At 64.7% G+C, this 21837-nt stretch carries 23 protein-coding genes; 6 read left to right on the forward strand and 17 right to left on the reverse strand.

The genetic code is table 11. The features are described 5' to 3' along the window. Window position 1 precedes the first annotated feature (1 nt). Genes U1701_RS16625 through U1701_RS16640 form a run of 4 tightly spaced genes read right to left on the reverse strand, consistent with a single transcriptional unit; the run spans window position 2 to window position 3905 of the window. Window positions 2-2386 carry a VirB4 family type IV secretion/conjugal transfer ATPase gene (locus tag U1701_RS16625; protein ID WP_332783698.1) on the reverse strand — a complete coding sequence of 795 codons (2385 nt, stop codon included), beginning with the start codon at window positions 2384-2386 and terminating at the stop codon, window positions 2-4. Continuing rightward, the gene (locus U1701_RS16630) at window positions 2379-2723 is read right to left on the reverse strand and encodes a type IV secretion system protein VirB3 (protein ID WP_332783699.1); all 345 of its coding nucleotides are present in this window, start codon (window positions 2721-2723) and stop codon (window positions 2379-2381) included. Before U1701_RS16630 ends, U1701_RS16625 begins: the two co-directional genes overlap by 8 nt. After that, window positions 2723-3067, reverse strand: coding sequence for a TrbC/VirB2 family protein (locus U1701_RS16635; RefSeq protein ID WP_332783700.1), 345 nt, complete (start codon window positions 3065-3067; stop codon window positions 2723-2725). Before U1701_RS16635 ends, U1701_RS16630 begins: the two co-directional genes overlap by 1 nt. Window positions 3068-3083: 16 nt before the next feature. Continuing rightward, a complete protein-coding gene (locus U1701_RS16640) occupies window positions 3084-3905 on the reverse strand; it encodes a lytic transglycosylase domain-containing protein (RefSeq protein ID WP_332783701.1) in 822 nt (273 codons plus the stop codon). A 75-nt stretch (window positions 3906-3980) separates the two neighbouring features. On the opposite strand from U1701_RS16640, the gene U1701_RS16645 reads away from it, so the two are divergent. Then, on the forward strand, window positions 3981-4943 hold the full coding sequence (locus U1701_RS16645) for a DUF7146 domain-containing protein (RefSeq protein ID WP_332783702.1): 963 nt from the start codon (window positions 3981-3983) through the stop codon (window positions 4941-4943). 27 nt (window positions 4944-4970) lie between these two features. Continuing rightward, complete coding sequence (locus U1701_RS16650) at window positions 4971-5507, forward strand: thermonuclease family protein (RefSeq protein WP_332783703.1); 537 nt, start codon at window positions 4971-4973, stop codon at window positions 5505-5507. 31 nt (window positions 5508-5538) lie between these two features. Here the strand turns inward: U1701_RS16650 and U1701_RS16655 are convergent, their stop codons facing one another. From U1701_RS16655 to U1701_RS16690, 8 genes are all read right to left on the reverse strand, one after another. After that, window positions 5539-5790 (reverse strand): hypothetical protein, encoded by a 252-nt coding sequence (locus U1701_RS16655; RefSeq protein WP_332783704.1) that lies wholly within the window; start codon window positions 5788-5790, stop codon window positions 5539-5541. Window positions 5791-5966: 176 nt separating this feature from the next. Next, entirely contained in the window at window positions 5967-6344 is a 378-nt protein-coding gene (locus tag U1701_RS16660) for a hypothetical protein (protein WP_332783705.1), read from the reverse strand. Between the two features lie 154 nt (window positions 6345-6498). After that, window positions 6499-6837, reverse strand: coding sequence for a hypothetical protein (locus tag U1701_RS16665; RefSeq protein WP_332783706.1), 339 nt, complete (start codon window positions 6835-6837; stop codon window positions 6499-6501). A 30-nt stretch (window positions 6838-6867) separates the two neighbouring features. After that, complete coding sequence (locus U1701_RS16670) at window positions 6868-7293, reverse strand: RNA polymerase subunit sigma-70 (RefSeq protein WP_332783707.1); 426 nt, start codon at window positions 7291-7293, stop codon at window positions 6868-6870. Window positions 7294-7517: 224 nt separating this feature from the next. Then, window positions 7518-7805 (reverse strand): hypothetical protein, encoded by a 288-nt coding sequence (locus U1701_RS16675; protein WP_332783708.1) that lies wholly within the window; start codon window positions 7803-7805, stop codon window positions 7518-7520. 3 nt (window positions 7806-7808) lie between these two features. Next, window positions 7809-11072, reverse strand: coding sequence for an error-prone DNA polymerase (locus tag U1701_RS16680; protein ID WP_332783709.1), 3264 nt, complete (start codon window positions 11070-11072; stop codon window positions 7809-7811). Continuing rightward, window positions 11069-12856, reverse strand: coding sequence for a Y-family DNA polymerase (locus U1701_RS16685; protein WP_332783710.1), 1788 nt, complete (start codon window positions 12854-12856; stop codon window positions 11069-11071). The genes U1701_RS16680 and U1701_RS16685 overlap by 4 nt, the downstream gene beginning before the upstream one ends. Continuing rightward, a complete protein-coding gene (locus U1701_RS16690; RefSeq protein ID WP_332783777.1) occupies window positions 12771-13451 on the reverse strand; it encodes an ImuA family protein in 681 nt (226 codons plus the stop codon). Before U1701_RS16690 ends, U1701_RS16685 begins: the two co-directional genes overlap by 86 nt. A gap of 274 nt (window positions 13452-13725) precedes the next feature. Between U1701_RS16690 and U1701_RS16695 the strand changes: the two genes are divergently transcribed. The 3 genes from U1701_RS16695 to U1701_RS16705 all read left to right on the forward strand — a co-directional run bounded on the left by U1701_RS16695 (window position 13726) and on the right by U1701_RS16705 (window position 15219). Beyond that, complete coding sequence (locus tag U1701_RS16695) at window positions 13726-14172, forward strand: hypothetical protein (RefSeq protein WP_332783711.1); 447 nt, start codon at window positions 13726-13728, stop codon at window positions 14170-14172. 100 nt (window positions 14173-14272) lie between these two features. Continuing rightward, a complete protein-coding gene (locus U1701_RS16700) occupies window positions 14273-14542 on the forward strand; it encodes an HU family DNA-binding protein (protein WP_332783712.1) in 270 nt (89 codons plus the stop codon). Window positions 14543-14595: 53 nt separating this feature from the next. Further along, entirely contained in the window at window positions 14596-15219 is a 624-nt protein-coding gene (locus U1701_RS16705) for an SOS response-associated peptidase (protein WP_332783713.1), read from the forward strand. 39 nt (window positions 15220-15258) lie between these two features. Here the strand turns inward: U1701_RS16705 and U1701_RS16710 are convergent, their stop codons facing one another. The 5 genes from U1701_RS16710 to U1701_RS16730 form a co-directional block, all read right to left on the reverse strand. Beyond that, entirely contained in the window at window positions 15259-15516 is a 258-nt protein-coding gene (locus U1701_RS16710) for a hypothetical protein (protein ID WP_332783714.1), read from the reverse strand. Between the two features lie 323 nt (window positions 15517-15839). Next, window positions 15840-17291 (reverse strand): carbohydrate porin, encoded by a 1452-nt coding sequence (locus U1701_RS16715; protein ID WP_332783715.1) that lies wholly within the window; start codon window positions 17289-17291, stop codon window positions 15840-15842. 88 nt (window positions 17292-17379) lie between these two features. Continuing rightward, window positions 17380-18696 carry a C4-dicarboxylate transporter DctA gene (gene dctA, locus U1701_RS16720; protein WP_332783716.1) on the reverse strand — a complete coding sequence of 439 codons (1317 nt, stop codon included), beginning with the start codon at window positions 18694-18696 and terminating at the stop codon, window positions 17380-17382. Window positions 18697-18731: 35 nt separating this feature from the next. Beyond that, complete coding sequence (locus tag U1701_RS16725) at window positions 18732-19802, reverse strand: 4-oxalomesaconate tautomerase (protein WP_332783717.1); 1071 nt, start codon at window positions 19800-19802, stop codon at window positions 18732-18734. Then, window positions 19795-20466: a 4-carboxy-4-hydroxy-2-oxoadipate aldolase/oxaloacetate decarboxylase gene (locus tag U1701_RS16730; RefSeq protein WP_332783718.1), complete on the reverse strand. Its 672-nt coding sequence runs from the start codon at window positions 20464-20466 to the stop codon at window positions 19795-19797. Before U1701_RS16730 ends, U1701_RS16725 begins: the two co-directional genes overlap by 8 nt. A 104-nt stretch (window positions 20467-20570) precedes the next feature. Here U1701_RS16730 and U1701_RS16735 point away from each other — a divergent pair, with 104 nt between their 5' ends. Next, a complete protein-coding gene (locus tag U1701_RS16735; RefSeq protein ID WP_332783719.1) occupies window positions 20571-21821 on the forward strand; it encodes a LysR family transcriptional regulator in 1251 nt (416 codons plus the stop codon). Window positions 21822-21837: the final 16 nt, after the last annotated feature.

Below are 21837 nucleotides of genomic sequence, written 5' to 3' on the forward strand. Positions count from 1 at the left end.
TTCAGCTCGGGCGGCGCGCGCGGTGGAATACGGGTAACCAGTCGTCCGGATCGGGACCGGCCTCCGCGATCGCACGCGTCATGACCGCGATCGTCTCGGTCCGGCCCGACAGCACCGCCAGCGCATCGTCTAGACCGGCGAGATCGAGTTCCACCACGACCGAGTCATGGTTCTGCTTCACGAGAAAGCGCCGGCTCTGGGGTGACAGCTCTTCCCGGATCATCCGGTACTCGGCGTGCGTCAGGCCGAGCCCTTCGACATAGTCGTTCTCCGCCCCATAGGCATTGGGGAGCATGATCCGCGTCGCGACCTGTTCGATGATGGTGCGGGCGATCTCGGAGTTGAGCGCATCGGCCGGGCTCTGCGTCGCGAACACGAGCAGTGCGTTGCGCTTGCGATAGGTCTTCAGCCCGTCCTTGGCGAAGGCGCGAAACACCGGATCGTCCAGCGCGCGCCAGAATTCATCGATCGAGATGATCATGCGCTCGCCGGTCAGCAGCGCGTCGATCCGGTTGAACATGTACATCATGATCGGCGTGCGGATCTCTCCGTTGTCGAGGAAGTCGGTCATGTCGAAGCCGAGGAAGCGCGCGTCCATCGGGAGCGCGTCGCCGGGATTGTCGAATACCCAGCCAAGCGGTCCGCCCTGGATCCAGCGTTCGAGCCGGGCGCCGATGCCGCCCTCTGCGCGCTGCCCGAGCAACGGGCGGAGCGCGCCGAGCGAACGCTGCGCGACCGGCAGCCGCATGATCGCCGCCACCCCTTCGTCGATGCGCCGATCGTCATCGACGCTCAGCGGTTCGTCATCACGGCGGACGAGCTGACGGACAAAGGCTGCGAGAAACGCGCGATTGCCCTCGGTATCGTCGAGTGCCCGGAACGGCGCGAACCCGGTCGGTCGGCCGTCTTGCAACGTGAGGTAGGTGCCGCCCGAGGCGCGGACGAAGATCTCGGCACCGCGGTCCTTGTCGATGAAGATCTGGCGCGCCCCGGTCTTCTCGGCCTGCGCCATCAGGAAGTTCAGGAGGACCGTCTTGCCGGCGCCCGACGGCCCGATGATCAGGGTGTGACCAAGATCACCGACATGGAAGTTGAAGTAATAGGGTGACGAGGCGCTCGTCTTGAGGAGCGCGATCGCATCGCCCCATTGATTGCCCGCCATATGGCCAGCCGGGTAGGTGTGGAATGGCGCCAGCGCGCAGAAATTGCGCGAGGTGATCGCGGCCGGGCGCGCCCGCCAGGGAAAGTTGCCGGTCAGCTGCGACCAGTAGCTCGCTTCGAGCGCCGCACCCTCGCGGGCGGCCACCAGGCCGGCATCGGCCAGCGCGGCGCGTGCGACCGACAGGTTGTCGCGCAGCCGTTTGCGCGTCGGCGCATAGACCGCAAGCGTGAAATGGTGCGTGCCCAGCACGAAGCGGTTCGACAGCAGATCATCGGCAGCGTCGCTCAGCAGTTCGGCCTGGCTGACCGCATCGTCCTCCGCGACGAACATCTGGCGTTGCTTCAGCTTGAACCGTTCGGAGGCCGTGGCCTTTGACATGAAGGTGAACGACTGGGTCGCGGTAAACGGGAAATCGACGTTGAGCAGCGCACCTAGCTGCCCCGTGACCGTCGTTGCCGGATACTCGCGGATCCCGAACATGCCGCCAAACGCGCTTTGATCGGCATCGCGCAACTCCAGCGTCTCGGAGTCGAAGATTGCACGGAAGGTGTAGAGGGCGTTGCCGAGATGCCCGCGGATCAGCGGGACCCGCCGGTACCGGCCGGTCATGACGAGTTGCAGGACCTCAAGCGGCTCGGAGAAGGTCAGGCCGTGATGGTCATAGGTGGCGAGCCGGCGCGGCGCGCATCGCTGCATCAGCTTTTCGAAGTCGCCGGCCTTGTCCTGCAGGACGTCGAGCGCGTCGCCATCGACCTCCAGGGTGCCGCTCGCCTTCGACAGGCGCCGCATCAGCGAGGATAGCTTGCCCGCGGGTCCCAGGTCTGGCCGGATCAGCAGCGTCACGAAGAAGCGGTTGAGGTACAAGCGCTTCGTGCCGATCAGTCCGCGGTACGCATCGTCGAGGTCGCGGGCGAAACGCGAGCGGAACTGTCCACCGGGATACTCATGCGCTTCGGAGCGGACGAGGTGGACCCAGACTGACAGTCTCGGGTCCTGCAGGTTGCGCCAGACTCCGTTGAGCTTGGTATGCCAGTCGTTGAGATCGCGCGGATCGGCGGTCTCGAAGGCGCGCCCGTCGAGTTCGAACGTGATCATCAGATCGCGATTGTCGAGCGCGACCACTTGGCTATCGACGTGGCGGGCATAGGGGAGGAAGCGCTTGGGATCCTCCTCGCGCTTGGCGACCTTGAACGGAATGGGCGTGCGCACCCTCGCGTCAGTCATGGCGGCCAAAGCCCTTGCGACGCAGGCCGCCCAGCGGGAGGGGCGAATAGCTGGATCCGCCCCAGAAGACGCGGTTGCGGCTGCGGGCCTTGGTCTGGGTCCACAGGAAGAGCAGCCGGAACGTGTTGGGGTCGTGCCGCACCACCATGCGAGCCGCAAAATAGGCCCCGCCTGCGACCGCGATGGCATAGAGCGGATTGCCGGCGACAATCATCGTGATCGCGCCCGCCATCATGATCGGAACCGCGGCTTCTAGCGGCACGCCGGCGAACAACGCCGGGCGCGTCAGCCCGAGAAACAAGGCGTCGCGCTCCAGCATCTCGCGGTCGGCGGTCATCAGCCGCCCGTGACCTGGTCGACCAGCCATTCAGCGCTGAAGATGATGAAAATACCGACCACGACCGCGATCAGGGTGGTGAAGTTCACGCGTCCGGTCAGCCAGCCAAGTCCGACGATGATGACCGCGATGACGGCGACCGTGCGCACGAACCCGTTCTGAAGGATGCCGAGCACGTTGGTCGCCAGCGAGTTGAGGCCGCCCCCGGCGGCCTGCGCTGCGGCGGGATCGGCGATCAGGCACGAGACCAGCAGGGCGAGCAGCACAGCCAACCCTTGAAGCAGCATGCGGCTCTGGGCCGGCGTTCGTGTCTTCCAGGCGCTGAACAGCAGGATCGTGGGCATGGAAGCCTCCTTGGTTTTACAGGGGATCGGACTGGAAAAGGACGACGCGACGATCCGTCTGGAGCGCGAACACGTCCCACGATGCGGGTTTGATCGCCGCCGCCCGTTCGCTGGAACCCGGCGATGTCGAAACGGTCATTGCCCGTGGGACGCGTTCGGAGGGGATGATCGGCCGTGATGAAGTGATCGCGGACGCCGCCATGGCCTGCGTAGCGGCCACGGTCGTCACTGGGCGGTGATCCCCGAGCGCGGCACCAGCACGTTCGACGCGTGCGACATAGCCGTTGCCGAAGCCGCGCGCCGGATGGCCGGTATTGTACATCGAGAACGCGATGCGAAGCGCCTGCTGCCCGTGGCCGCCTCGTCCCGCTGCGCGGTAGTTCGTCGACAGGATCCGCGCCGAGGCGGCAAGATTGGCGCAGGGCACAAACATCTGCTCGATCGTCAGACCAAGCCGCCCGAGATTGCGCGAGTTGATCTGGGCGAGTCCCAGATCGACGGAATAGCCGGCTGCGATATAGCGCCGGGTGGTCTGGACGGCTGTCGCGAGGGTCGCTGCCGGCCGCGGATTACGGGCGCCGTTGACGTTGATCGCCAACGGGTTGCCGGCGCTCTCTGTCATCGCGATCGCGGCCATGGTCCTGGGATGGACCGACGGCGCACATTGCTGCGCAAGCATCATGATGGCGGGCACATCGAGCGTCACGCGCCATCTGTCCTTTGACCATTTAGGACGGGCGAGTGCGGGACGGTCGGAGGGCAGATCGTTGTGACCGCAGGGGTCTGAGCGCTGGCACGTTCCATTTTTCGTGTCCCTGCCGTGGCTTATCTTGAGCAAGGTTGGCGGAACGGCACGGGGGATGCGAGGTGGGAAGGGTCCGGATGCAGCGTCTGTTATGTCCGATAGTCAGGTGTGGACGAACATAAGCCGTGCTGGAACAAGGACTTAGTCTTCCCCGATCTCCCGGATGACTGCAGTTTGCACTGGTTTGAAGGGGTGGGCGTGCATGATAGCGATAGTCCCATGCTTGCCAGTGATCACGCAGCACGGATCGTCTCGCACTTCGGCGGGACATGGCACGGCGACCATGGGTTTTGCCATTGCCCCGCGCATGCCGACGGCACCCCGAGCCTCTCTGTCCGGCTCGGTCGCAAGGCGGTCCTGTTTCACTGCTTCGCCGGCTGTCCGAACGAGGATGTTCTTGCTGCCATCCGCGCCGAAAATCTCGATGCGCCGCGCGAGATGGCGTATGTTCCCGTCATCGGCCGCGATTACCGGGCTTTGGCGCTCGACGTCTGGCGATCCTCCGAGCCGATCGGGCGGACCCTGGCTGCCCGCTATCTTTCAAGCAGAACGATCGATATCCCGCTGCCATCCGCACTTCGCTTCGTGCCAGTCGCGCAATTGGGCACAGGGGCCGCGAAGAGCCACTGGCCCGCAATGATCGCAGCCGCGCACGACAATGCCGGTTTCGTCAGTATCCAGCGCACGTTTCTCGATCCGTCGACGGGCGGCAAAGCGCCCGTCGGCAAGGCCAAGCGCGCGCTCGGGAAGCTCGGCCGGGCCGCGATCCGCCTGTCACCGCCTGCGAGCCACCTGGGGTTGGCAGAAGGGATCGAGGATGCACTCTCCGTCGCTATGCTGCGGGGCGTCCCATGTTGGGCGGCCGCAGGGATCGAGCGCTATTGCTGGATCGAGTTTCCGCCAGTCGTGCGGTCAGTGACGATTTTTTCCCAGCCGGGGGCACCGGCCGAAGCAGCGATCGATCGCGCTCGGCCGAACTTCGCACGACAGGACATTACCCTCTCTGTCGAACTTCCGCCCGGGGATGGAGACTGGAATGACTATCTTCAGGCATGGCGTTACGGTGCGTAACGGCTGCCGGCCTGGCAGACGATCGTCATGCTGGCCCTAAGCGTCGGCATCAGCGGCTACGCGCTTCGCGCCAGCCAGGGCACCTTCCGTGCGGCGTCGACTGCCCGGTTCACGGCGGTCGCCCCGGTCATCGTCGACGGCGACACCGTCGGGATCGACGGGATGCCGATCCGGATCGGCGGGATCGATGCGCCGGACACCGAGCCACTGCGGCGGATCTCGGCCGATCATCTTCGTCGCCTAGCGCTTCGCGATGGCGGGATGACCTGCAGCGTCGACTTGTTCGCAAGGCTGACCGCCGGTCGTCCGTGCCGCACACCGGCCACAAGCTACGGCCGCAACAATCTGTCGTGCGTGTTCAACAAGAACGGCGCCGACGTTGCGGCGACGATGGTGGCCCACGGTCACGCCGTCGATTACCGCGTCTTTTCCGATGGGGTCTACCGTCGTGCAATGCTCGCTGCGGCCGATGCTCGGCAAGGTCTCTGGAGCGAGCATTATACTGCGATGGCAACGCTCGCCGACCGGCGCGCGACGGTCAGCGACCGAAATTGCCAGCGCTGACCGTTGTTTGCACGTGCAAACCACGGCCGTGTCACTGGCCGATCTCGCGGGCCGCGATTTCCTTGTCGAGCCATAGATCGACAGCTTTCCGCATTCCGGCGTTCATGACGACATAGGTCCGTCGGGCATCGGTGGGATCTGCAATTCGTGAGATGCTGCCATGAGCGATGAGCTGGTCAATATGGCGCAACGCGGTCGTCCGCGGGCTCGCGCTGGCGATGCACAGGCTGGTCACGTCGATGCGCCGTCCTTCTTTTGTGGCGGCGTAGAGATCAAGGATCATATCCCAGCTTGGCTCGCCGAATTGGACCCCCTGAAAGATCTGCGCCCGTCGCCGCCGACCGCTCAAGATCGCCTTTGCGATCACCAAGCGGCTTCGCGACCGGTCCTCTCCGGCGCTGCGCGCTGCCAGGATCGACCGTTCGACTGCCTCACGCGGAAGTCGAACAACCAACTCTATCAGATCTTCGTCTGGGTCTCGTTCTGGTGCTGCTGCTGCCACAGGCGCCTAGACCCGTTCCGAAGGACTGGGCTGGCGTCTCGGGGGAGGAAGAATGTGCCGATCGCAAGAGCTCCGAGCCCTAGATATGCGTAAAGCACGACTCCGGACGAATAAGCGAAGAGCGTGATGTTTGGCAGAATCGCCCCCGCCGCGCCAATGAACACGTTCGCAAGCGCGAACCCGAATGCCCAGACCGGCCAATATCGAATGGTGCTCACGGCCAGCCAAAAAAATCCTGCGGTCGCGGCAATATCGATCGAGACAATAATGAGATGGGCGGGTTCCCAGTACGCAATCGACCAAAACTGGATAGCGCCCGAGACGGCTGATGCCATCAGCGTTATCGCCGCTCCGTGGCGTTCTGGGCGGCCTCCTCGCAAAACCGCGTAGCTGCAGACCGCGAGTAGCGCTGCGTTGTACAGGATCGCCAGGAATGTTTGCATAAGCATGTTGCCGGCAGATCATCTCAGATGCTCCGATACACAAGCCTCATGCCATTTCCGGCTGCGAGATATCGCCACCGATTGCCGGCTTGGGCGCGCTTCCCCCATAGGCTTCTTCGGTGAGGCCAAGGCTGGTCGCTACCTTCTCGATCGCGGGATGAGCACGCATCGCCATGTGGTGCTGGCTTTCTACTAAGGCTGACAGCGCATCGACCGTCGCCTTTACCGTGCGATGCACGAAAGCCGGCGAAATGTTGTGAGTTTCGGTCGCATCCAGGGTCGTGAGCAGAAACTGCGCGGTGTCACGCGCTGCGGCATTGATCGAGCGTTCTGCGCGACGAAGGTCGTTGGCAACGACTTGGCTGGTGTTTGACAGGTTGTGCATCGACGTCCTCATGCCGAGCGCCGAAGCGCCCTATCCAGGGTTAACGCCGAGCAGGAGTGTCAGCGCGATGATCACGGTAGCGGCGAGCGTGATGGCGGCTGGCGCGGCGATCGCGATGATCGCCCCCCATGCCAGGACCTGCTTCCACGTCAGCGTATTCGTCGGTTCGCTCTTAGTCGGCACCGGCATAGGAAGCGGCCAGAAGGGGCGGCGGGAAGGTGCAACGCTTGCAGCGTAGAACTCTTCTACCCCTGCCTCATGCTCGGCAAACAGCCGGGCGGCCTCGAAACGCGACGTTGCGCCGATGATGTCCTTTGCCAAGAGCAGCTGCTTGTCGACGGCGCGGGAACTGGCCCCCGTCAGGTAGGCGATCTCGCCGGATTTTTTGTGTTGAAACACGTACCGCAGATACTCGCGTTGCCGCTCGCTCAGCGGCGTGAAACGTTCGCTCGTCATTCTCACCTGCCGCGCGTATACCCACTAGGTCCGCTAACAGCCTGATCTATTTTGAGATAGGGTTCGAGGGGAGCCTCGCGGCGGCGAAACACCGGTTCGCCGCAATCCGCTGATAACTTAAAATTGCGGATCGATAATAAGTGTTATGTTAAATCGTATCATTATTGGATCCGATATGGGAGTCATCCCAGCGTTCGGCCGGCACCCGCGTTGCATCACATCGGTCATAATAGCGGCACGTCTTCGTACCGTCCAACTTTCCGCAGCTGGCGCACGATCCCGTTGAACGCCGCGGTGACGCCCTGCGCCCGGCCGATGTCGTTCTCCTGCGCTGCCGCATCCCAGTACAGTTCGAGCGGCCAACGTTCCGGGCAATGCGGCAACAGGCAGCGCAGTGCCAGCCGGACCTCGACGCCGTCGATGCGCGCATCCGAGCAACGCGCGACGCCATTGCGCAGGATATGAACCGAGAGCGCGATTACAACGCGCTGATGCCGCGGCAGCTTGTCCATGGCTCAGTGGAAGTCGCGTGATTTGAGCTGCACGGCGTCTTCAGGATCCATGCCGTCCGCGTGCGGCGGCCAGTAGCAGCTGCGTGGGTTCGGGCTCCAGCCCCTGTCGCCGCGATCGGGCGCCCCCGGATGCTGGCCGGCATCGCCGCGCCCGGTACGGTGCGGGAACGACATTTCGCCGACCCGGTGCAACAGGTCGCCATGATCGATGATCCGGTCGCAGATGACATGGACGACTTCGCCCTCCTTCTGGACCCGACCTTTCATCCCGATCATCGACGCCGACATGACGGCGCGGCGCTGGGCCTCGAAGCGATCGGGCCACAGGATGCCGTTCGCGATGCCGGTCTCGTCCTCGATCGTCAGGAACAGGACACCCTTCGCTGATCCCGGCTTCTGCCGGACCAGAACGATACCGGCGACCTCGACATGGCGACCGTCGCGGATGGTGGCGAGATCGGCGCAGCGCGTCACCCCGCGCCGCGTCAGCTCGTCGCGCAGGAACGTCAGCGGATGCGCGCGGAGCGAAAGCTGCAGCGCCCGGTAATCCTCAACGACCTCGCGGCCGTCGGTCAGCGGACGCAATGCAACATCGGGCTCGACCCCTTCGGCGCTGAAGCCCTGCGCTGCGCGATCGGCCGCGGCGAACAGAGGCAGCGGGGCTTCGCCCAGGCCCCTGACCTTCCACAGCCCCTGCCGGCGATCTGCGCCGAACGCGTGAAAGGCATCGGCATCGGCCAGCTTCTCGACCGCGGCGCGCTGGACGCCCGATCGCTGCCAGACATCTTCGACGGACTCGAAAGACCCCGCCCCTCTCGCACCCACGATCGCAGAGCCGTCCGTATTCGAGAGACCGCGGACCTGACGCAGACCCAGCCGAACCGCCAGGTATCGCCCGCCGGTCGGCTCCAGCGTGCAGTCCCAACGGCTGGCATTGATACAGGGCGGCCGGACGACGACGCCGTGTTCCTGCGCATCGCGGACGATCTGCGCGGGCGCATAGAAGCCCATCGGATACGCATTCATCAACGACGCGCAGAACACGTCCGGGTGGTGATGCTTCATCCAGCACGACGCATAGGCGATCTTGGCGAAGCTGGCGGCATGGCTCTCGGGGAAGCCGTAGCTGCCGAAGCCTTCCAGCTGGCGGAACGTGCGCTCGGCGAACTCACGCGGGTAGCCACGCTCGACCATCCCCTCGATGAGCTTCTCGCTGAAGTGGCTGACCCCGCCGGTGAACTTGAACGTCGCCATCGCCCGCCGCAGTTGGTCGGCCTCGGCTGGCGTGAAGCCCGCCCCGACGATCGCGACCTTCATCGCCTGCTCCTGGAAAAGCGGCACGCCGAGCGTCTTTTCGAGCACAGCGCGCAACTCGGGGCGTGGATATTCGGGTTTCTCTAGGCCTTCGCGTCGTCGGAGATACGGGTGCACCATGTCGCCCTGGATCGGACCCGGGCGCACGATCGCGACCTGGATAACAAGATCGTAGAACCGCTGTGGTTTCATCCGCGGCAGCATCGCCATCTGGGCGCGACTCTCGACCTGGAAGGTGCCGAGCGTGTCGGCCTTCTGGATCATGGCGTAAACGTCCGGGTCGTCGCTCTGCAGATCGGCCATGCCGATCCGGACGCCCTTGGTTTCCTCGAGCATGTTGAAGGCGCGGTTCATGCATCCGAGCATCCCCAGCCCGAGCACATCGACCTTCATGAACTTCAGCGCATCGATATCGTCCTTGTCCCACTCGATGATCTGGCGATCCGCCATCGCGGCCGGCTCGATCGGCACCAGGTCGTCCAGCCGGTCATGCGTGAGGACGAACCCGCCGGGATGCTGCGACATGTGACGCGGGACGCCGATCAGCTTGCGGGCAAGATCAAGGGTCAGGCGTAGCCGACGGTCGGCAAGGTCGAGGTTCAGCTCGGCGACCTGCTTCTCGCCCACCCCTTCCGCGGACCAGCCCCAGACGAGGCCGGCCAGTGAGGACGTCAGGTCTTCCGGCAGCCCGAGCGCCTTACCGACGTCGCGCACCGCACCGCGCGCGCGGTAGCGCTGGACCACCGCAGTCAACGCCGAGTGGTTGCGGCCATAGGTCTCGAAGATCCACTGGATGATCTCTTCGCGGCGCTCATGCTCGAAATCGACATCGATGTCGGGCGGCTCGCGGCGCTCGCCGGAGACGAACCGCTCGAACAGCAGCTCGTGCTTGATCGGATCGATCGAGGTGATCGCGAGCACAAAGCATACACAGGAGTTGGCCGCCGAGCCCCGCCCCTGGCACAAGATGCCGCGACGCCGCGCCTCCCGGACGATGGCGTAGACGGTGAGGAAATAGGGCGCGTAGCCAAGCTCGGCGATCAGCTTCAGCTCGTGCGTGATTTGGGTGCTGTACGCGGGGGGCACGGCCCCATCGAACATTCGCTCGACCGCTTCGCGCGCGAGTTGCTCCAACGCCTCCTGAGCATTCAGCCCCTCGATCAGCCGCTCATGGGGATATTGGTACGCCAGCTCGCCAAGATCGAACGTACAGGCGTTGGCGATGTCGACGCTGGCACGCAGCGCGTCTGGATAGTTGGCGAAGCGCCGAACCATTTCGGTCGGTGATTTCAATGCGCGATCGGCGTTCACCTCCCGGCGATAGCCGAGCTCATCGACGGTGCATTTCTCGCGCACCGCGGTGACCACATCCTGCAACAGCCGCGCTTCGGGCGCATGGTAGAGCACATCACCGGTCACGACTGCGCGGACGCCTGCGCCGCCCGCCTGCCGCGCCAGCGCATCGATACGGACCGCGTCGTTCGGTCGGCGTCGCTGGAACAGCGCCATGTAACCGCGTCGTCCATAGACCGCCTTGAGATCGGCCAAGGCGGTGAGATTGTCCGCATCCGGCTCGTGCGGCAGCAAGATGGCGATGATGCCGTCGGACCATGATGCGAGATCATGCCAGTGGAGAAGACAGCCGCCCTTCCCCGCACGCTTCTTGCCGACCGTCAGCAACCGCGTCAGCCGCGACCAGGCCGGGCGATCGGTCGGCAGCAGGATGAGGCGCCGTCCACACGACAGATCGACGCGCGTGCCCGCGATCGAGCGGACGTCCGTCGCCTTCTGCGCCTCCCAGGCGCGCACCACGCCCGCGACCGTGCCGACATCGCCGATACCCAGCGCCGGATAACCGAGCAGTGCCGCCGCAGCGAACAGCTCTTCCGGGCTCGATGCGCCGCGGAGCAACGAGAAGTGGGTCAGCACCTGGAGTTCGACATAGACCGTCATCCGAACAGCCCGTGCATCCACCAGCTAAGATCGCCGGTGTCCGCCTCGAAGCCGTCGCCGCGCCGAAATACCCAGTAGCGGCCGCCCGTCTCATCCTCGACACGGTAATAGTCGCGGACCGCCCAGACCTCGGCATCCCGGCGCCACCATTCGCCGTGGATCCGCTCGGGCCCGTCACCGGCGACGATGCGGTACAGCTTGCCGCGCCACTCGAACCGGCGGGGCGGCTGGTCCGGCAGCAACGCGATGACCTGGAACAGCGGCTCGGGCCGCGCGAGCAGGCGCGCCGGCCGCACCCACGCCGGCCAATCACCCGGCGCGACGACAGGGTCCGCGCAGACGATAGCACGCTCGGGCACATGGCTTTCGACCGGCGCAATCCGGAATACCGATCGGGCGCCGATCCTGCCGGCCACGACATCGACGAGACGGGCGGGATCCCGGACCAGCGTCTCGCCGGCCAGCACCGCGCCGAGATCGACCGCGTCGAGCGGTTCGGTATGCGGTGCCACCAGACGGAACTGCTCCAGCCCCATGCCAGGGTCGATTTGCTCAATCCGTAGCTTCAAAAGCCGCAGCAGGTGCGAGACCTCACGGGTCGGGCGCGAGGTGCCGATCGCGACGACTTGTTGGCTGCCGTCAACGCGTAGGCCGGACAGGCGCAGCGAGCGCACGCCAAGCCCCCTCGCCTGCAGGACCTCGGCAAGGTCACCAAGCAGATCCTCCATGACCTGCGCGATCGCCTCCGCGGTGGCGATCGGTTCGAGCAGGCGCCGCTCGACGCTCGGCACCACTGCATCCTCGCGGGGTGTGATGGGCTCGGCAACGCTGCCCAGCGCCTGATCGAGCCGTGTGATCGCCGCCAAGCCGAGGCGCCGGGCGAGAGGGCCGCGGGCGACCGGCAGCAGGTCGGCGATGCGTTCGAAGCCGAACTTGCGCGCAGCACCCAGCGCGGTGTCGCTCAGCCGCAGCGCGGCAATCGGTAGCGCCGCGATCGCATCGCCCGAACGGCCGACCGGCGCGCAGGTGAGATCGGCTGGGCCGAAGCGGGCCAAGGCATGCGCCGCACCGACGGTGTCGGCGACAGCGACCCGGGCGGTGAAGCCGGCGCGTTGACAGAAGGCACGCAGCCGTCGGCAGAAGCGCTCCTCCCCGCCATGGAGATGGTCGCAGCCGGTCAGGTCGAGATAGAGGCCGTCAGACGGGGTTACTGCCGCGATCGGGGTCCAGCGCCGAACCGCCAGCAGCGCCAGCCGGTCAAGCAGCTGTGCGTCTGCCTCCGGCTCGCTGGCACGGAAATCGAGATCCGACACCAGCGCCCGCGCATGCGTCGCGGCCATGCCGGCATGGATGCCGAGCGCTGCGGCACTGGCACAAGCGGCAACGACCTCCTCGCGACGGCCGACCTTGCCGATCAGTGCCAGCGGCGCTTGGTCGACAATACTGCCTGCCCTACCCGCGCCTGAAACGTCCGAGATCGCGCCCGCCTTGAACGGATGGCTTGCGGCTTCCGATCTCCGGCCAAGTTCGCGCATCGGCGGACGCGCATGCCCCGGCAATGCCTCGATCTGATGCTCGACCGTCTCCCGCGTTGGTGCGTCAATGCGCGCCCAGCGTGCGCCGGGACGCCAGCCACCGCCCCGCGGTACGGAACAGGTGCCGGGATCGGCATCGACCGGCAGCAGCAAGGCTGCGCGTTCAGGCGGCCGCAAAGCGGAGCGGTCCAGCCGTCTCAGCCGCTCGATGGCCAAGTGCGGCAGGAACAGCGAGACAACCCGTCTCATCGCAGCCCTCCACGATCAAGGAAAAGGGTTCGCCGCCCCGCTGCCGCGCAAGTTCGACCGACCAGCGCGGCCGGCCAACGCCAGCGACACCGAGGCGACCCGATGGCGCGCTGCCGATCCGCCAGCGCGTCCAGGCGGCCGATGGCTCTGCGAGCGGATCCTGCTCGCGGCTACGTCGACGGCGGAGAACCAGAACTGGAATGTCAGCGTCCGCCGCGACGAGTTGCAGGCGACGCGTCGCGACCATCGACATCCGGCCAATCTCAGCGACCACCGCTGACGGCGTGCCGTCGCGCACGGCATCCTCGATCACCGCCAGTACCGCCTCGTCATCGCGAGGCTGCGCATGAATGACGTTGGCGGATGACAGCCCCGCCTGGGCAAGACCCGGCGCGTAAAGGTCGTTGCGGCAGCTTGCCCACAGTACCGGTCCGCCGACGCGCAGCGCTTCGCGGCCTGCTACGCCGGCGAGGAACAGCGTCGTGGCCGCATCATCAGCGAGCGAACACGTCTGTGCCGTCGCCTCGTGCAGAGCGCCGCCACGCAGCCCTCCCCCGCCGAGCCGGCCGTCGAGTTCCGAAAGCCCGAACGGCATGATCCGGTGCTCGACCACAGGGGATGCGATCGTCCTCAGATGAGCAAGCGTGGCAGGAAGCGGAGCGTGGGTAGGAAGCATGGTTGGAAGACTCTACTTGTTCCCTCTATGTTCCGTTACGGGGTCCAACAATGCAAGGGCTTTGATCGTCCCGATCCGGCCAAGAGGCTCGCCTCCCCCTCCCACACACGAGGAGAACGGACAAAATACGTACCGGCAACAAATCGCGAATTATTCGCTTTCGTTCTGCGACTCGGTGACTCATAGAATCGTCATGCCGATCCGCCCCGAGAACCGCTGGCTCTACCCGATCGACTGGCGGCAGCTGTCCCTCACCGTTCGTATCGACCGGGCCGGTGCCCGGTGCGAGCATTGCGCGCGACCGCACATGCGCCGCGTGGCGCATCTGGGGGATGGCCGCTGGTGGGATGCCGATGCAAAGTACTGGCGGTCCGCCCGCGGCAAGCGGATCGCGATCAAGGGTGGCTTTTCGCTCGCCGCGGTCCGCACGACCTACGTCGTTCTGGCCTGCGCGCATCTCGATCACGATCCTGGCAACAGCGCGCCCGCCAACCTCGCGGCGCTGTGTCAGCGCTGCCACATGATCCACGACGCAGCCGAGCATCGCTGGCAGCGCTGGTGGAACGTGTTCCGGCTTCGCGCCATCCGCGACCTGTACGAGGATCCGCGCATGACCCGTGAACGCCTTTCGCAGCGCTGAGCGGCCTAATGGTGCTCCTGACGCGCGTGTGACGTATCGTCTTTGTCTCGCTGCCCGTCATGACTAATGGTCGCGCTGACTTTCCAAGGAGTAGACTCGCATGAACATCAGTGAACTGGCCAAGGGCGTCGCAGGGGTGACCGGCACCAGCGAGGCAGACGCGAAGACTGCGATCAACGCGGTGTTCGACCAGATCGCCGGCGCCGCTGCCAAGGGCGAAGAGGTCGCGATCCCCGGGTTCGGCAGGTTCGCGGTCAAGGATCGCGCCGAGCGTGACGGCCGCAATCCGGCGACTGGCGAAGCGATCAAGATCGCGGCGTCGAAGAAGCTGGCATTCACTGCGGCCAAGGGGCTGAAGGACAAGCTGTAGGATCATTGTGCCGGCGGGTTTGTCCGCCGGCACCCACCTGTGAGGCGCACGACATGTGCAATCGCTATCGAATGACCGCGAAGCAGGGCGAGCTTGCGGCGACCTTCGGTATCCGTCCGCCCTACGAACGGGACGAGACGTTCCCGGTCGGCGACATCTTTCCGACAGGCATTAAAACGCCCTTCTATGGCTCGGTGATCGTACAGGATGGTACGACCCGCCGACTTGAGCGAATGGAATGGGGCGTGCCGACGCAGGTGCCGAGCAAGCGCGATCCCGCGGTCAAGCTGACCAAATACGTGACCAACGTGCGCAACCTCAATTCGAGCTTCTGGCGCTTGATGCTGACGACACCGTCGCGACGCTGTCTGGTGCCGGTGACCGCGTTCTCCGAATACGGCGTTGCCCCCGGCGAGGACGGCAAAAGGCCGTTGCACTGGTTCGATGTACCCAGCCGGCCGATCTTCGCTTTCGCAGGCATCTGGCGACCGACCGAACGCGGCAATGCCTATGGGTTCCTAACCACCGAGCCGAACGCCGTCGTTGCGCCGATCCATCCGAAAGCCATGCCCGTCATCCTGCACGACGATGATTACGAACGGTGGCTCACCGCCCCGTGGGACGAGGTGAGGGAGACGGTGGCACCCTACCATTCGCAGCTGATGAGGGTGGAGTGATACGCCTAGAAGGGATGTAACCGTTGAAGGAACGTTGGTTCATGCTTTCGGATATGAAATCCGCGAGCGGGCAAACTTCGTGTCTTCGCGGGTAGCGACTTTGGCCTTCCTCAGATCCAATGCCGCCTGATGACCTGTGGCTCGCTGGTGCGCCGCGGCCACCAGCGTGTTCGCTTCGTCGAGGGCGACGGTCGTCAGGACATATTCGGCGACGCGGGCTGCTTTCGCACTTCGAGCGGCTGGCACAGGTAGCTTAACCTCGTGTCCACAAAACCGGCAGCAGCTCTGATAGCCCATTCTTCATCGGTGCAGCCGCTTGCATAGCGCAGCCCGCTTCTGTCATGCTCGCAACGATCGGTTTCAGCCCAGCCCATGTGATCCTCGTGGTTTTCGCAAACCCCGGTGAAACACAAGCTACTGCAATCGCTCAACTAAATTTTCGGTCGGGCTCTTAGGATAAGCAATACCTGCCGGCTTCACACGCTTGTCATTATAATGTAAAATAATAGAGTGGGTCAACTGTGTCCCGCGGCAATCCATTGAAAGATCGTAGCGATGCTATCCGACTGAAGGCGGTGGAGCACACTGAACATCAGATAATTAGCCGCCGTTTCCAGTCATCATCCTTCAAAAATCTGGGCGAGGCGTACATCCAGGCGTAGCCCTAAAACGATCGCGGACGGAATGTCAGTTTTACGGGTTGGGGCGAATATCGGATCTGGATTGATGACGTATTGGATATTAGGCAATATTCTGACGCCGGGCATGGCTGCATATCCATAATTGATCTCTCCAATAATCTCGTTCGATTCTGGCGAGCCTGTGCCACCCGCCTTCATTCTCAAATCGTGAAGATATTTTATCTGCTGATTGCTGAAATGCGTGTTGGTCACCAGAAAGCCGATCGTGTCGGTGTCACGGTGCTGGAACGTGCCGGTCTTGACGAAGCCGGCGGAGGCGAACCAGTCGAGTTGGGCGACGTTGCCGACGTTGAAGAAGACCCGCGCGAACAGTGCGAGGTTGCGCGTGCTCTTGCCGGCGGCGCGCTGGATCGTCTGGTCGGCCATCGCGTACAGGCCAACGCGGTTGCCCCCTTGCGCAACGCGCGCGAGCCCGGACACGACGGATGAATTGCCGTTGCGGTCGTAATAGGGGCTCTGGCCGCCGTCGGTGTTGATATAGACCCCGGCCTTGTAGCGGCGCGGCAGGCGCTCGTCCGCGAACGCCGTCTGATAGCCGACCTCGTTCGCAATGAGCACCCCGGTGCCCTTGCCCAGCGAGAAATCGAGGCCGCCCTTGCCCTTCATGTTGAGGTCGTTGTCGTATTCGAACACGCCGGTCTGGATGTACCAGCGTTTGTTGATCGCGTAGCGTGCCTTGGCGGTCCAGGACGAATTGGGAAAGGCGGTTATGCCGATGTCGCTGATGCCGCCGTAAGCTGTGAGGCAGCTCGTGTTGCTCATGAACACGCAATTGAAGGGCGAGTTGTTGAAATAGCTGTTCACCGCGGCGCGGCCGACGAGGATGTTGAGCTTGCTGAAATCATGCTCGACGTTGAACTGTGTCAGCCGTGGCCCGGCGACCGGCCGCCAGGTCTGCTGGAAGCTGATCGAATTGCCGATCGAATCGCGACCGAGGCTGTCGCCGGTAAACCAGGCCGCCTGAATATGAACCTTCGTGTCGGACAGCCCGATCAGCTTTTCGAGATCGAGATCGGCCGCGGTCGAGACCCAATGCGATTCCGCACTGCCTTGCCGAATGCCGCCAACCGGGTTGGCCGCGACGTTGCCGACGACGTCGAGCACCAGATCGACGCCTGCCATCTTGAGCGCGCGCAACTCCTTGCCGATCGGATTGTCGCGCTGGAACCGCGCAATGCCGGTCGGTGCCGCGTCCGCCGGCCCCTGCTTGGTGTTGGGATAGAATACCGTCGGACGCGGTACGTCGTGCTCAGCCTGCGTCGTGTCCCCTTCGGTGCTTGCCGTCGACGCGGCCAGGACCAGAGGCGGTTGTGCCTGCGACGGTTGGTCTTGGGCCACTGCGGCAAGCGCGAGGGCGAGAGCGATGGACATGACAGTCTCCTGTCCGACCGCGTACGTCGCAGTCGGCTGTTATCGTAAGGCGGGGACACGCAGCGATCCTCGACCGCTGCGCGGGGGTTCAGGCGGCGACCGGGTATTTCGCGCGCAGCCGCGCGTTGCCGATCGTCGCCGCCAGCGTGCGTTCGTCGAGCTTGCCTTCCCACTTGGCGATCACGACGGTGGCGAGCGCGTTGCCGATCAGGTTCACGAACGTCAGTCCCTCGGCGAGAATGCGGTGGATGCCGAGGATGAGCGCGATGCTGGCGACCGGGATCGTGCCCGTCGTATTGAGCGTCGCCGCGAGCACGACGAACGCCGCACCGGCAACCCCCGCCGCGCCTTTCGACGTGAGCAGCAGCACCGCGATCAGCCCGAGTTCGTGCCACAACGTCAGGTGCGTGTTGGTCGCCTGCGCCAGGAACACCGCGACCGTCGTTAAATACAGGCAGGTGCCGTCGAGGTTGAACGAATAGCCCGCCGGGATGACGAAGCCGACGACGCTTTCCTCACAGCCGACCTTGCGCATCTTCTGGATAAGGCGCGGGAGCACCGTCTCCGTCGACGTGGTGGCAGCGACGATCACGATCTCGTCCCAGAGATAGCCGAGCAGGCGCCACAGGCTGACCCCGCACCAATGCGCTATCCCGCCCAGCACGACCGCAGTGAACAGGCCGCAGACGACGAAGAATTCGATGATGAGCTCACCTAGCGACCAGAGCGACGCCGTGCCGAACTGGCCGACCGTGAAGGCGATCGCCCCGAAGGCTCCCAACGGCGCGAAATACATGATGTAGCCGATGATCCGGAACAACGCCTGCGAGGCGCTGTCGATCAGCGTGTAGACGGGCTTGCCACGCTCGCCGATCGCCGCGATCGCGATGCCGAACAGCACCGAGACGAACAACACCTGCAGGACATGGCCTTCGGTCAGCGCGCTGGCGAACGTATCCGGGATGATGCCCATGAAGTATCCGGTGATCGACTGGTCGTGCGCGGTCGCGACATAGGTCTTGATCGAGGCCGTATCGATCGCCGCGACGTCGATGTTCATCCCCGCGCCCGGTTGCCAGATATCGACCATCACGAGGCCGAAGATCAGCGCAAGAATCGTCACCGCCTCGAAATACAGGATCGATTTCAGCGCGACGCGGCCGACGCTCTTCATGTCGTTCATGCCGGCAATGCCGTGGACGACGGTGACGAAGATCACCGGCCCGATCATCATCCGGATAAGCTTGATGAACGCATCGCCGAACGGCTTCATCGCCACCGCGGTCGTCGGCGCGAAATGGCCGAGCAGGATGCCGATCACCGTACCCGCCAGCACCTGAAACCAGAGCTGGCCGAACACGCCGAAGCGGCTCGCCTTTCTGGTCGTCTCTCCTAGGTCCGTCATCGTTTTTTTTCTTTCGTTGTGACGTGCCGGCGTTCTCAGCCGAAAATGATGCCGTCGAACAGCTTGCGGGCGGTCCGCAGCATCGCGGCGCCGATGACGGTACCGTCCTCGTCGAGATCGATAACGCAGCCGGTCGTGCCGCTGGGATGCTCGACGTCGAGCGATTTGGATCGGCCCTCCGGCACCGCCGCGAGATCGTGCGCAGGCGAGCCGTCGAGCAGGCAGGCGGTCGCGACACTGACCGCGCCGAGCACGCCGATCGAGGCATGGCAGCGGTGCGGGATGAACGAGCGCACGCTGATCGTACCGCCGTTACGCGGCGCGGCGACCAGCATCAGTTTGGGCACGGACTGTTCGGTGACGTCGCCGAGGTTCATCAAGGGCCCGGCCTTAAGCCGGATCGCCTCGACCCGCGCCTTAAGCGTCTCGTCGGCGTCAAGCGTCGCGCGGTCCTCATACCCGGTGATGCCGACGTCGGCCGCGCGCAGCACGATGCAGGGCATGCCGTTGTCGATCAGCGTCACTTCGATGCCGTCGACGACATCCACCGCATTGCCAGTCGGCAACAATGCCCCGCAACTCGAACCGGCAATATCGGCAAAGGCGAGCGGGACGGGTGCCGCCGTGCCGGGAACGCCATCGATCCGCGCATCGCCCTCGTACGTGACGACGCAGCGTGGGGTCTGCACCGTCGCAGTGGCGAGCTTGCCAGTGTTGACCATGAAGATCGAAACCTTCGTCGTCTCGTCCTTGGCCTCAACCAGACCGTGTTCGATCGCGAAGGGCCCGACCCCGGCCAGCATGTTGCCGCAATTCTGGGCGTCGCTAACGATCGCCTGGTCGACGAAGACCTGCAGGAACAGGTAATCGACATCGGCGCCCTCACGCGTCGACCGCGAGACGATCGCGACCTTGGAGGTCAGCGGATCAGCGCCGCCCATCCCGTCGATCTGGCGTGGATCGGGCGAACCGAAGGCGCGCAACAGGAACGCGTCGCGCGCCTTCGTATCTGCCGGCAGATCGTCGGCGAGGAAGAACCCGCCCTTAGACGTGCCACCGCGCATCCACATCGCGGGGATGCCGGCCGCGGTCGGAAGCTCAGACATATTTCAGGCCCTTGGCCGCGAGCCGCTCGCGCATCGCGTAGATGTCAAGCCCGAGTTCACCGCCGGCCATCCGATCACGCTTTTCCTTTTCACGCGCCTCGCGGGCCTGGGCCTCGGCGAGCACCGCCGCCGCATCGGCGCGGCGCACGACGCAGACACCGTCGTCGTCCGCGACGATCACGTCGCCCGGCTCGATCCGTTCGCCCGCACAGACCAAGGTCACGTTGACCGAACCCAGCGTCTCCTTGACTGTCCCCTGCGCATAAATCGCCTTGGACCAGACCGGAAACTGCATCTCGGTCAGGTCGCGGACGTCGCGAACCCCCGCATCGATGACGAGACCGCGACACCCGCGCGCGATCGCCGATGTCGCGAGCAGATCGCCGAAATATCCGTCCTCGCAAGGTGACGTCGGCGCGACCACCAGAATATCGCCCTCTTTTACTTGTTCAATGGCGACGTGCATCATCCAGTTGTCGCCAGGTGGGATCGACACCGTGACCGCCGACCCGGCGATCCGCGCGCCTGTGTAGATCGGCCGCAGGCGGCTGGCGAGCAGGCCGATCCGCCCCTGCGCCTCATGGACGGTGGCGACGCCGACTTTCGCAAAACCGTCGATGACCGCCAGATCGGCGCGTTGGATGGTGGTGATGACGCTGGGCATCTCTGATCCTCAATCCTTTTTAGCTGCCCTAACCAAGACGCCCCGGACGTTGCCAACGCAAAACAGATTTGCGCACCAGCCATAAGTTCTGCTGAGGTCTTGTGATGCCCACCTTTCCCGATCTCAACCTACGCCACCTCGATGCCGTCGCCACGGCGGCCCGGGTCGGCAGCATCAGCGCCGCCTCGCTCGCCATGAATCTTTCGCAGCCCGCGCTTACCCAGGCGGTGGCCAAGGTCGAGGCATCGCTCGGCCATCGGCTGTTCGATCGCCAACCCGGCGGCGTGGTGCCGACCGAGGCGGGGCGTCTGATATCCGGCCGGATCGAACGTGCGCTGGGCTATATCGCTCGCGGTGGCCACAGCGTCCGGCGCGGCGCTCGCCTGCCCCCGCTGCCGCATGTCGAGCGGCGCATCACGCTCGGCCAGTTGCGTGCGTTGATCGCGGTCGACGCTGCGGGGAGCTTCGCCTTGGCTGCCAAGCAGATCGGCCTGTCCGAACCGGCGTTGCACAGGGCGGCGCGCGATCTTGAGCAATTGCTGGGGATTGCGCTCCTGACCCGGCAGGGCCGTACCGTGCAACCAACTCCGTCCGCTGCCCGACTGCTGCGGTTCGCCCGTCTGGCGCGCGCCGAACTGGAGGCGGGAATCGCCGAACTGGCCGCGCTCCTGTCCGAAGGCGCGGGCCATATCGTCGTCGGAACAATGCCGCTCGCTCGCGCGATCCTGCTGCCCCAAGCCTTGGCACGGTTCGCCCGAACCTATCCGATGGCATCGGTCGACGTCGTCGAAGGACCGTATATGGATTTGCTCGCATCGTTGCGCGAGGGGGCGATCGACGTGCTCGTCGGGGCGATGCGCGACCCTCTACCGGTCGCCGACGTGGTCCAGGAACCATTACTCGTGGACGACCCGGTGATCGTCGGGCGAGCCGGTCATTCGTTGCTGGCCGAACCTGGTTTCGCGTTTTCCCGGCTATTGGAATTCCCTTGGGTCATTGCGGGGCTGGGAGCGCCCGTACGGCGTCGGTGGGAACAGATGTTCACTGACCGGGGACTGGCGCCGCCGCGGTTGCGGATCGAATGCGGGTCGGTGCTCGTGGTGCGCGGCCTGATGCTGGAGGACGACTGGCTGACGCTGATGTCGCGCGACCAGTTCCTGTTCGAGGCGCGTGCGGGACTGCTCGCCGAGATTCCCGGTGCGGGGGATTCACTGCGTCGCCATATCGGCTTGACGATCCGCGACGACTGGCGCCCGACCCGCCTTCAGACGGCATTCCTCGACACCTTCCGCGCCGTCTGCACGGAATGGACCTCAGGAAAAGCAATGGATCGTCAACCGTTTCGATATGCATGACCGAGCACGCTGTATT

This window comes from Sphingomonas rhamnosi (assembly GCF_036663615.1).
Taxonomy (GTDB): Bacteria; Pseudomonadota; Alphaproteobacteria; order Sphingomonadales; family Sphingomonadaceae; genus Sphingomonas.

What these genes read in the sequence shown, in the direction of transcription:
- U1701_RS16625 (WP_332783698.1), bottom strand. Translation starts at nt 2,386, where the DNA reads ATGACTGACGCGAGGGTGCGCACGCCCATTCCGTTCAAGGTCGCCAAG.
- U1701_RS16630 (WP_332783699.1), bottom strand. Translation starts at nt 2,723, where the DNA reads ATGACCGCCGACCGCGAGATGCTGGAGCGCGACGCCTTGTTTCTCGGG.
- U1701_RS16635 (WP_332783700.1), bottom strand. Translation starts at nt 3,067, where the DNA reads ATGCCCACGATCCTGCTGTTCAGCGCCTGGAAGACACGAACGCCGGCC.
- U1701_RS16650 (WP_332783703.1), top strand. Translation starts at nt 4,971, where the DNA reads ATGCTGGCCCTAAGCGTCGGCATCAGCGGCTACGCGCTTCGCGCCAGC.
- U1701_RS16655 (WP_332783704.1), bottom strand. Translation starts at nt 5,790, where the DNA reads ATGATCCTTGATCTCTACGCCGCCACAAAAGAAGGACGGCGCATCGAC.
- U1701_RS16660 (WP_332783705.1), bottom strand. Translation starts at nt 6,344, where the DNA reads ATGGCATCAGCCGTCTCGGGCGCTATCCAGTTTTGGTCGATTGCGTAC.
- U1701_RS16665 (WP_332783706.1), bottom strand. Translation starts at nt 6,837, where the DNA reads ATGCACAACCTGTCAAACACCAGCCAAGTCGTTGCCAACGACCTTCGT.
- U1701_RS16670 (WP_332783707.1), bottom strand. Translation starts at nt 7,293, where the DNA reads ATGACGAGCGAACGTTTCACGCCGCTGAGCGAGCGGCAACGCGAGTAT.
- U1701_RS16675 (WP_332783708.1), bottom strand. Translation starts at nt 7,805, where the DNA reads ATGGACAAGCTGCCGCGGCATCAGCGCGTTGTAATCGCGCTCTCGGTT.
- U1701_RS16680 (WP_332783709.1), bottom strand. Translation starts at nt 11,072, where the DNA reads ATGACGGTCTATGTCGAACTCCAGGTGCTGACCCACTTCTCGTTGCTC.
- U1701_RS16685 (WP_332783710.1), bottom strand. Translation starts at nt 12,856, where the DNA reads ATGAGACGGGTTGTCTCGCTGTTCCTGCCGCACTTGGCCATCGAGCGG.
- U1701_RS16690 (WP_332783777.1), bottom strand. Translation starts at nt 13,451, where the DNA reads ATGCCGTTCGGGCTTTCGGAACTCGACGGCCGGCTCGGCGGGGGAGGG.
- U1701_RS16695 (WP_332783711.1), top strand. Translation starts at nt 13,726, where the DNA reads ATGCCGATCCGCCCCGAGAACCGCTGGCTCTACCCGATCGACTGGCGG.
- U1701_RS16700 (WP_332783712.1), top strand. Translation starts at nt 14,273, where the DNA reads ATGAACATCAGTGAACTGGCCAAGGGCGTCGCAGGGGTGACCGGCACC.
- U1701_RS16705 (WP_332783713.1), top strand. Translation starts at nt 14,596, where the DNA reads ATGTGCAATCGCTATCGAATGACCGCGAAGCAGGGCGAGCTTGCGGCG.
- U1701_RS16710 (WP_332783714.1), bottom strand. Translation starts at nt 15,516, where the DNA reads ATGGGCTATCAGAGCTGCTGCCGGTTTTGTGGACACGAGGTTAAGCTA.
- U1701_RS16715 (WP_332783715.1), bottom strand. Translation starts at nt 17,291, where the DNA reads ATGTCCATCGCTCTCGCCCTCGCGCTTGCCGCAGTGGCCCAAGACCAA.
- dctA (WP_332783716.1), bottom strand. Translation starts at nt 18,696, where the DNA reads ATGACGGACCTAGGAGAGACGACCAGAAAGGCGAGCCGCTTCGGCGTG.
- U1701_RS16725 (WP_332783717.1), bottom strand. Translation starts at nt 19,802, where the DNA reads ATGTCTGAGCTTCCGACCGCGGCCGGCATCCCCGCGATGTGGATGCGC.
- U1701_RS16730 (WP_332783718.1), bottom strand. Translation starts at nt 20,466, where the DNA reads ATGCCCAGCGTCATCACCACCATCCAACGCGCCGATCTGGCGGTCATC.
- U1701_RS16735 (WP_332783719.1), top strand. Translation starts at nt 20,571, where the DNA reads ATGCCCACCTTTCCCGATCTCAACCTACGCCACCTCGATGCCGTCGCC.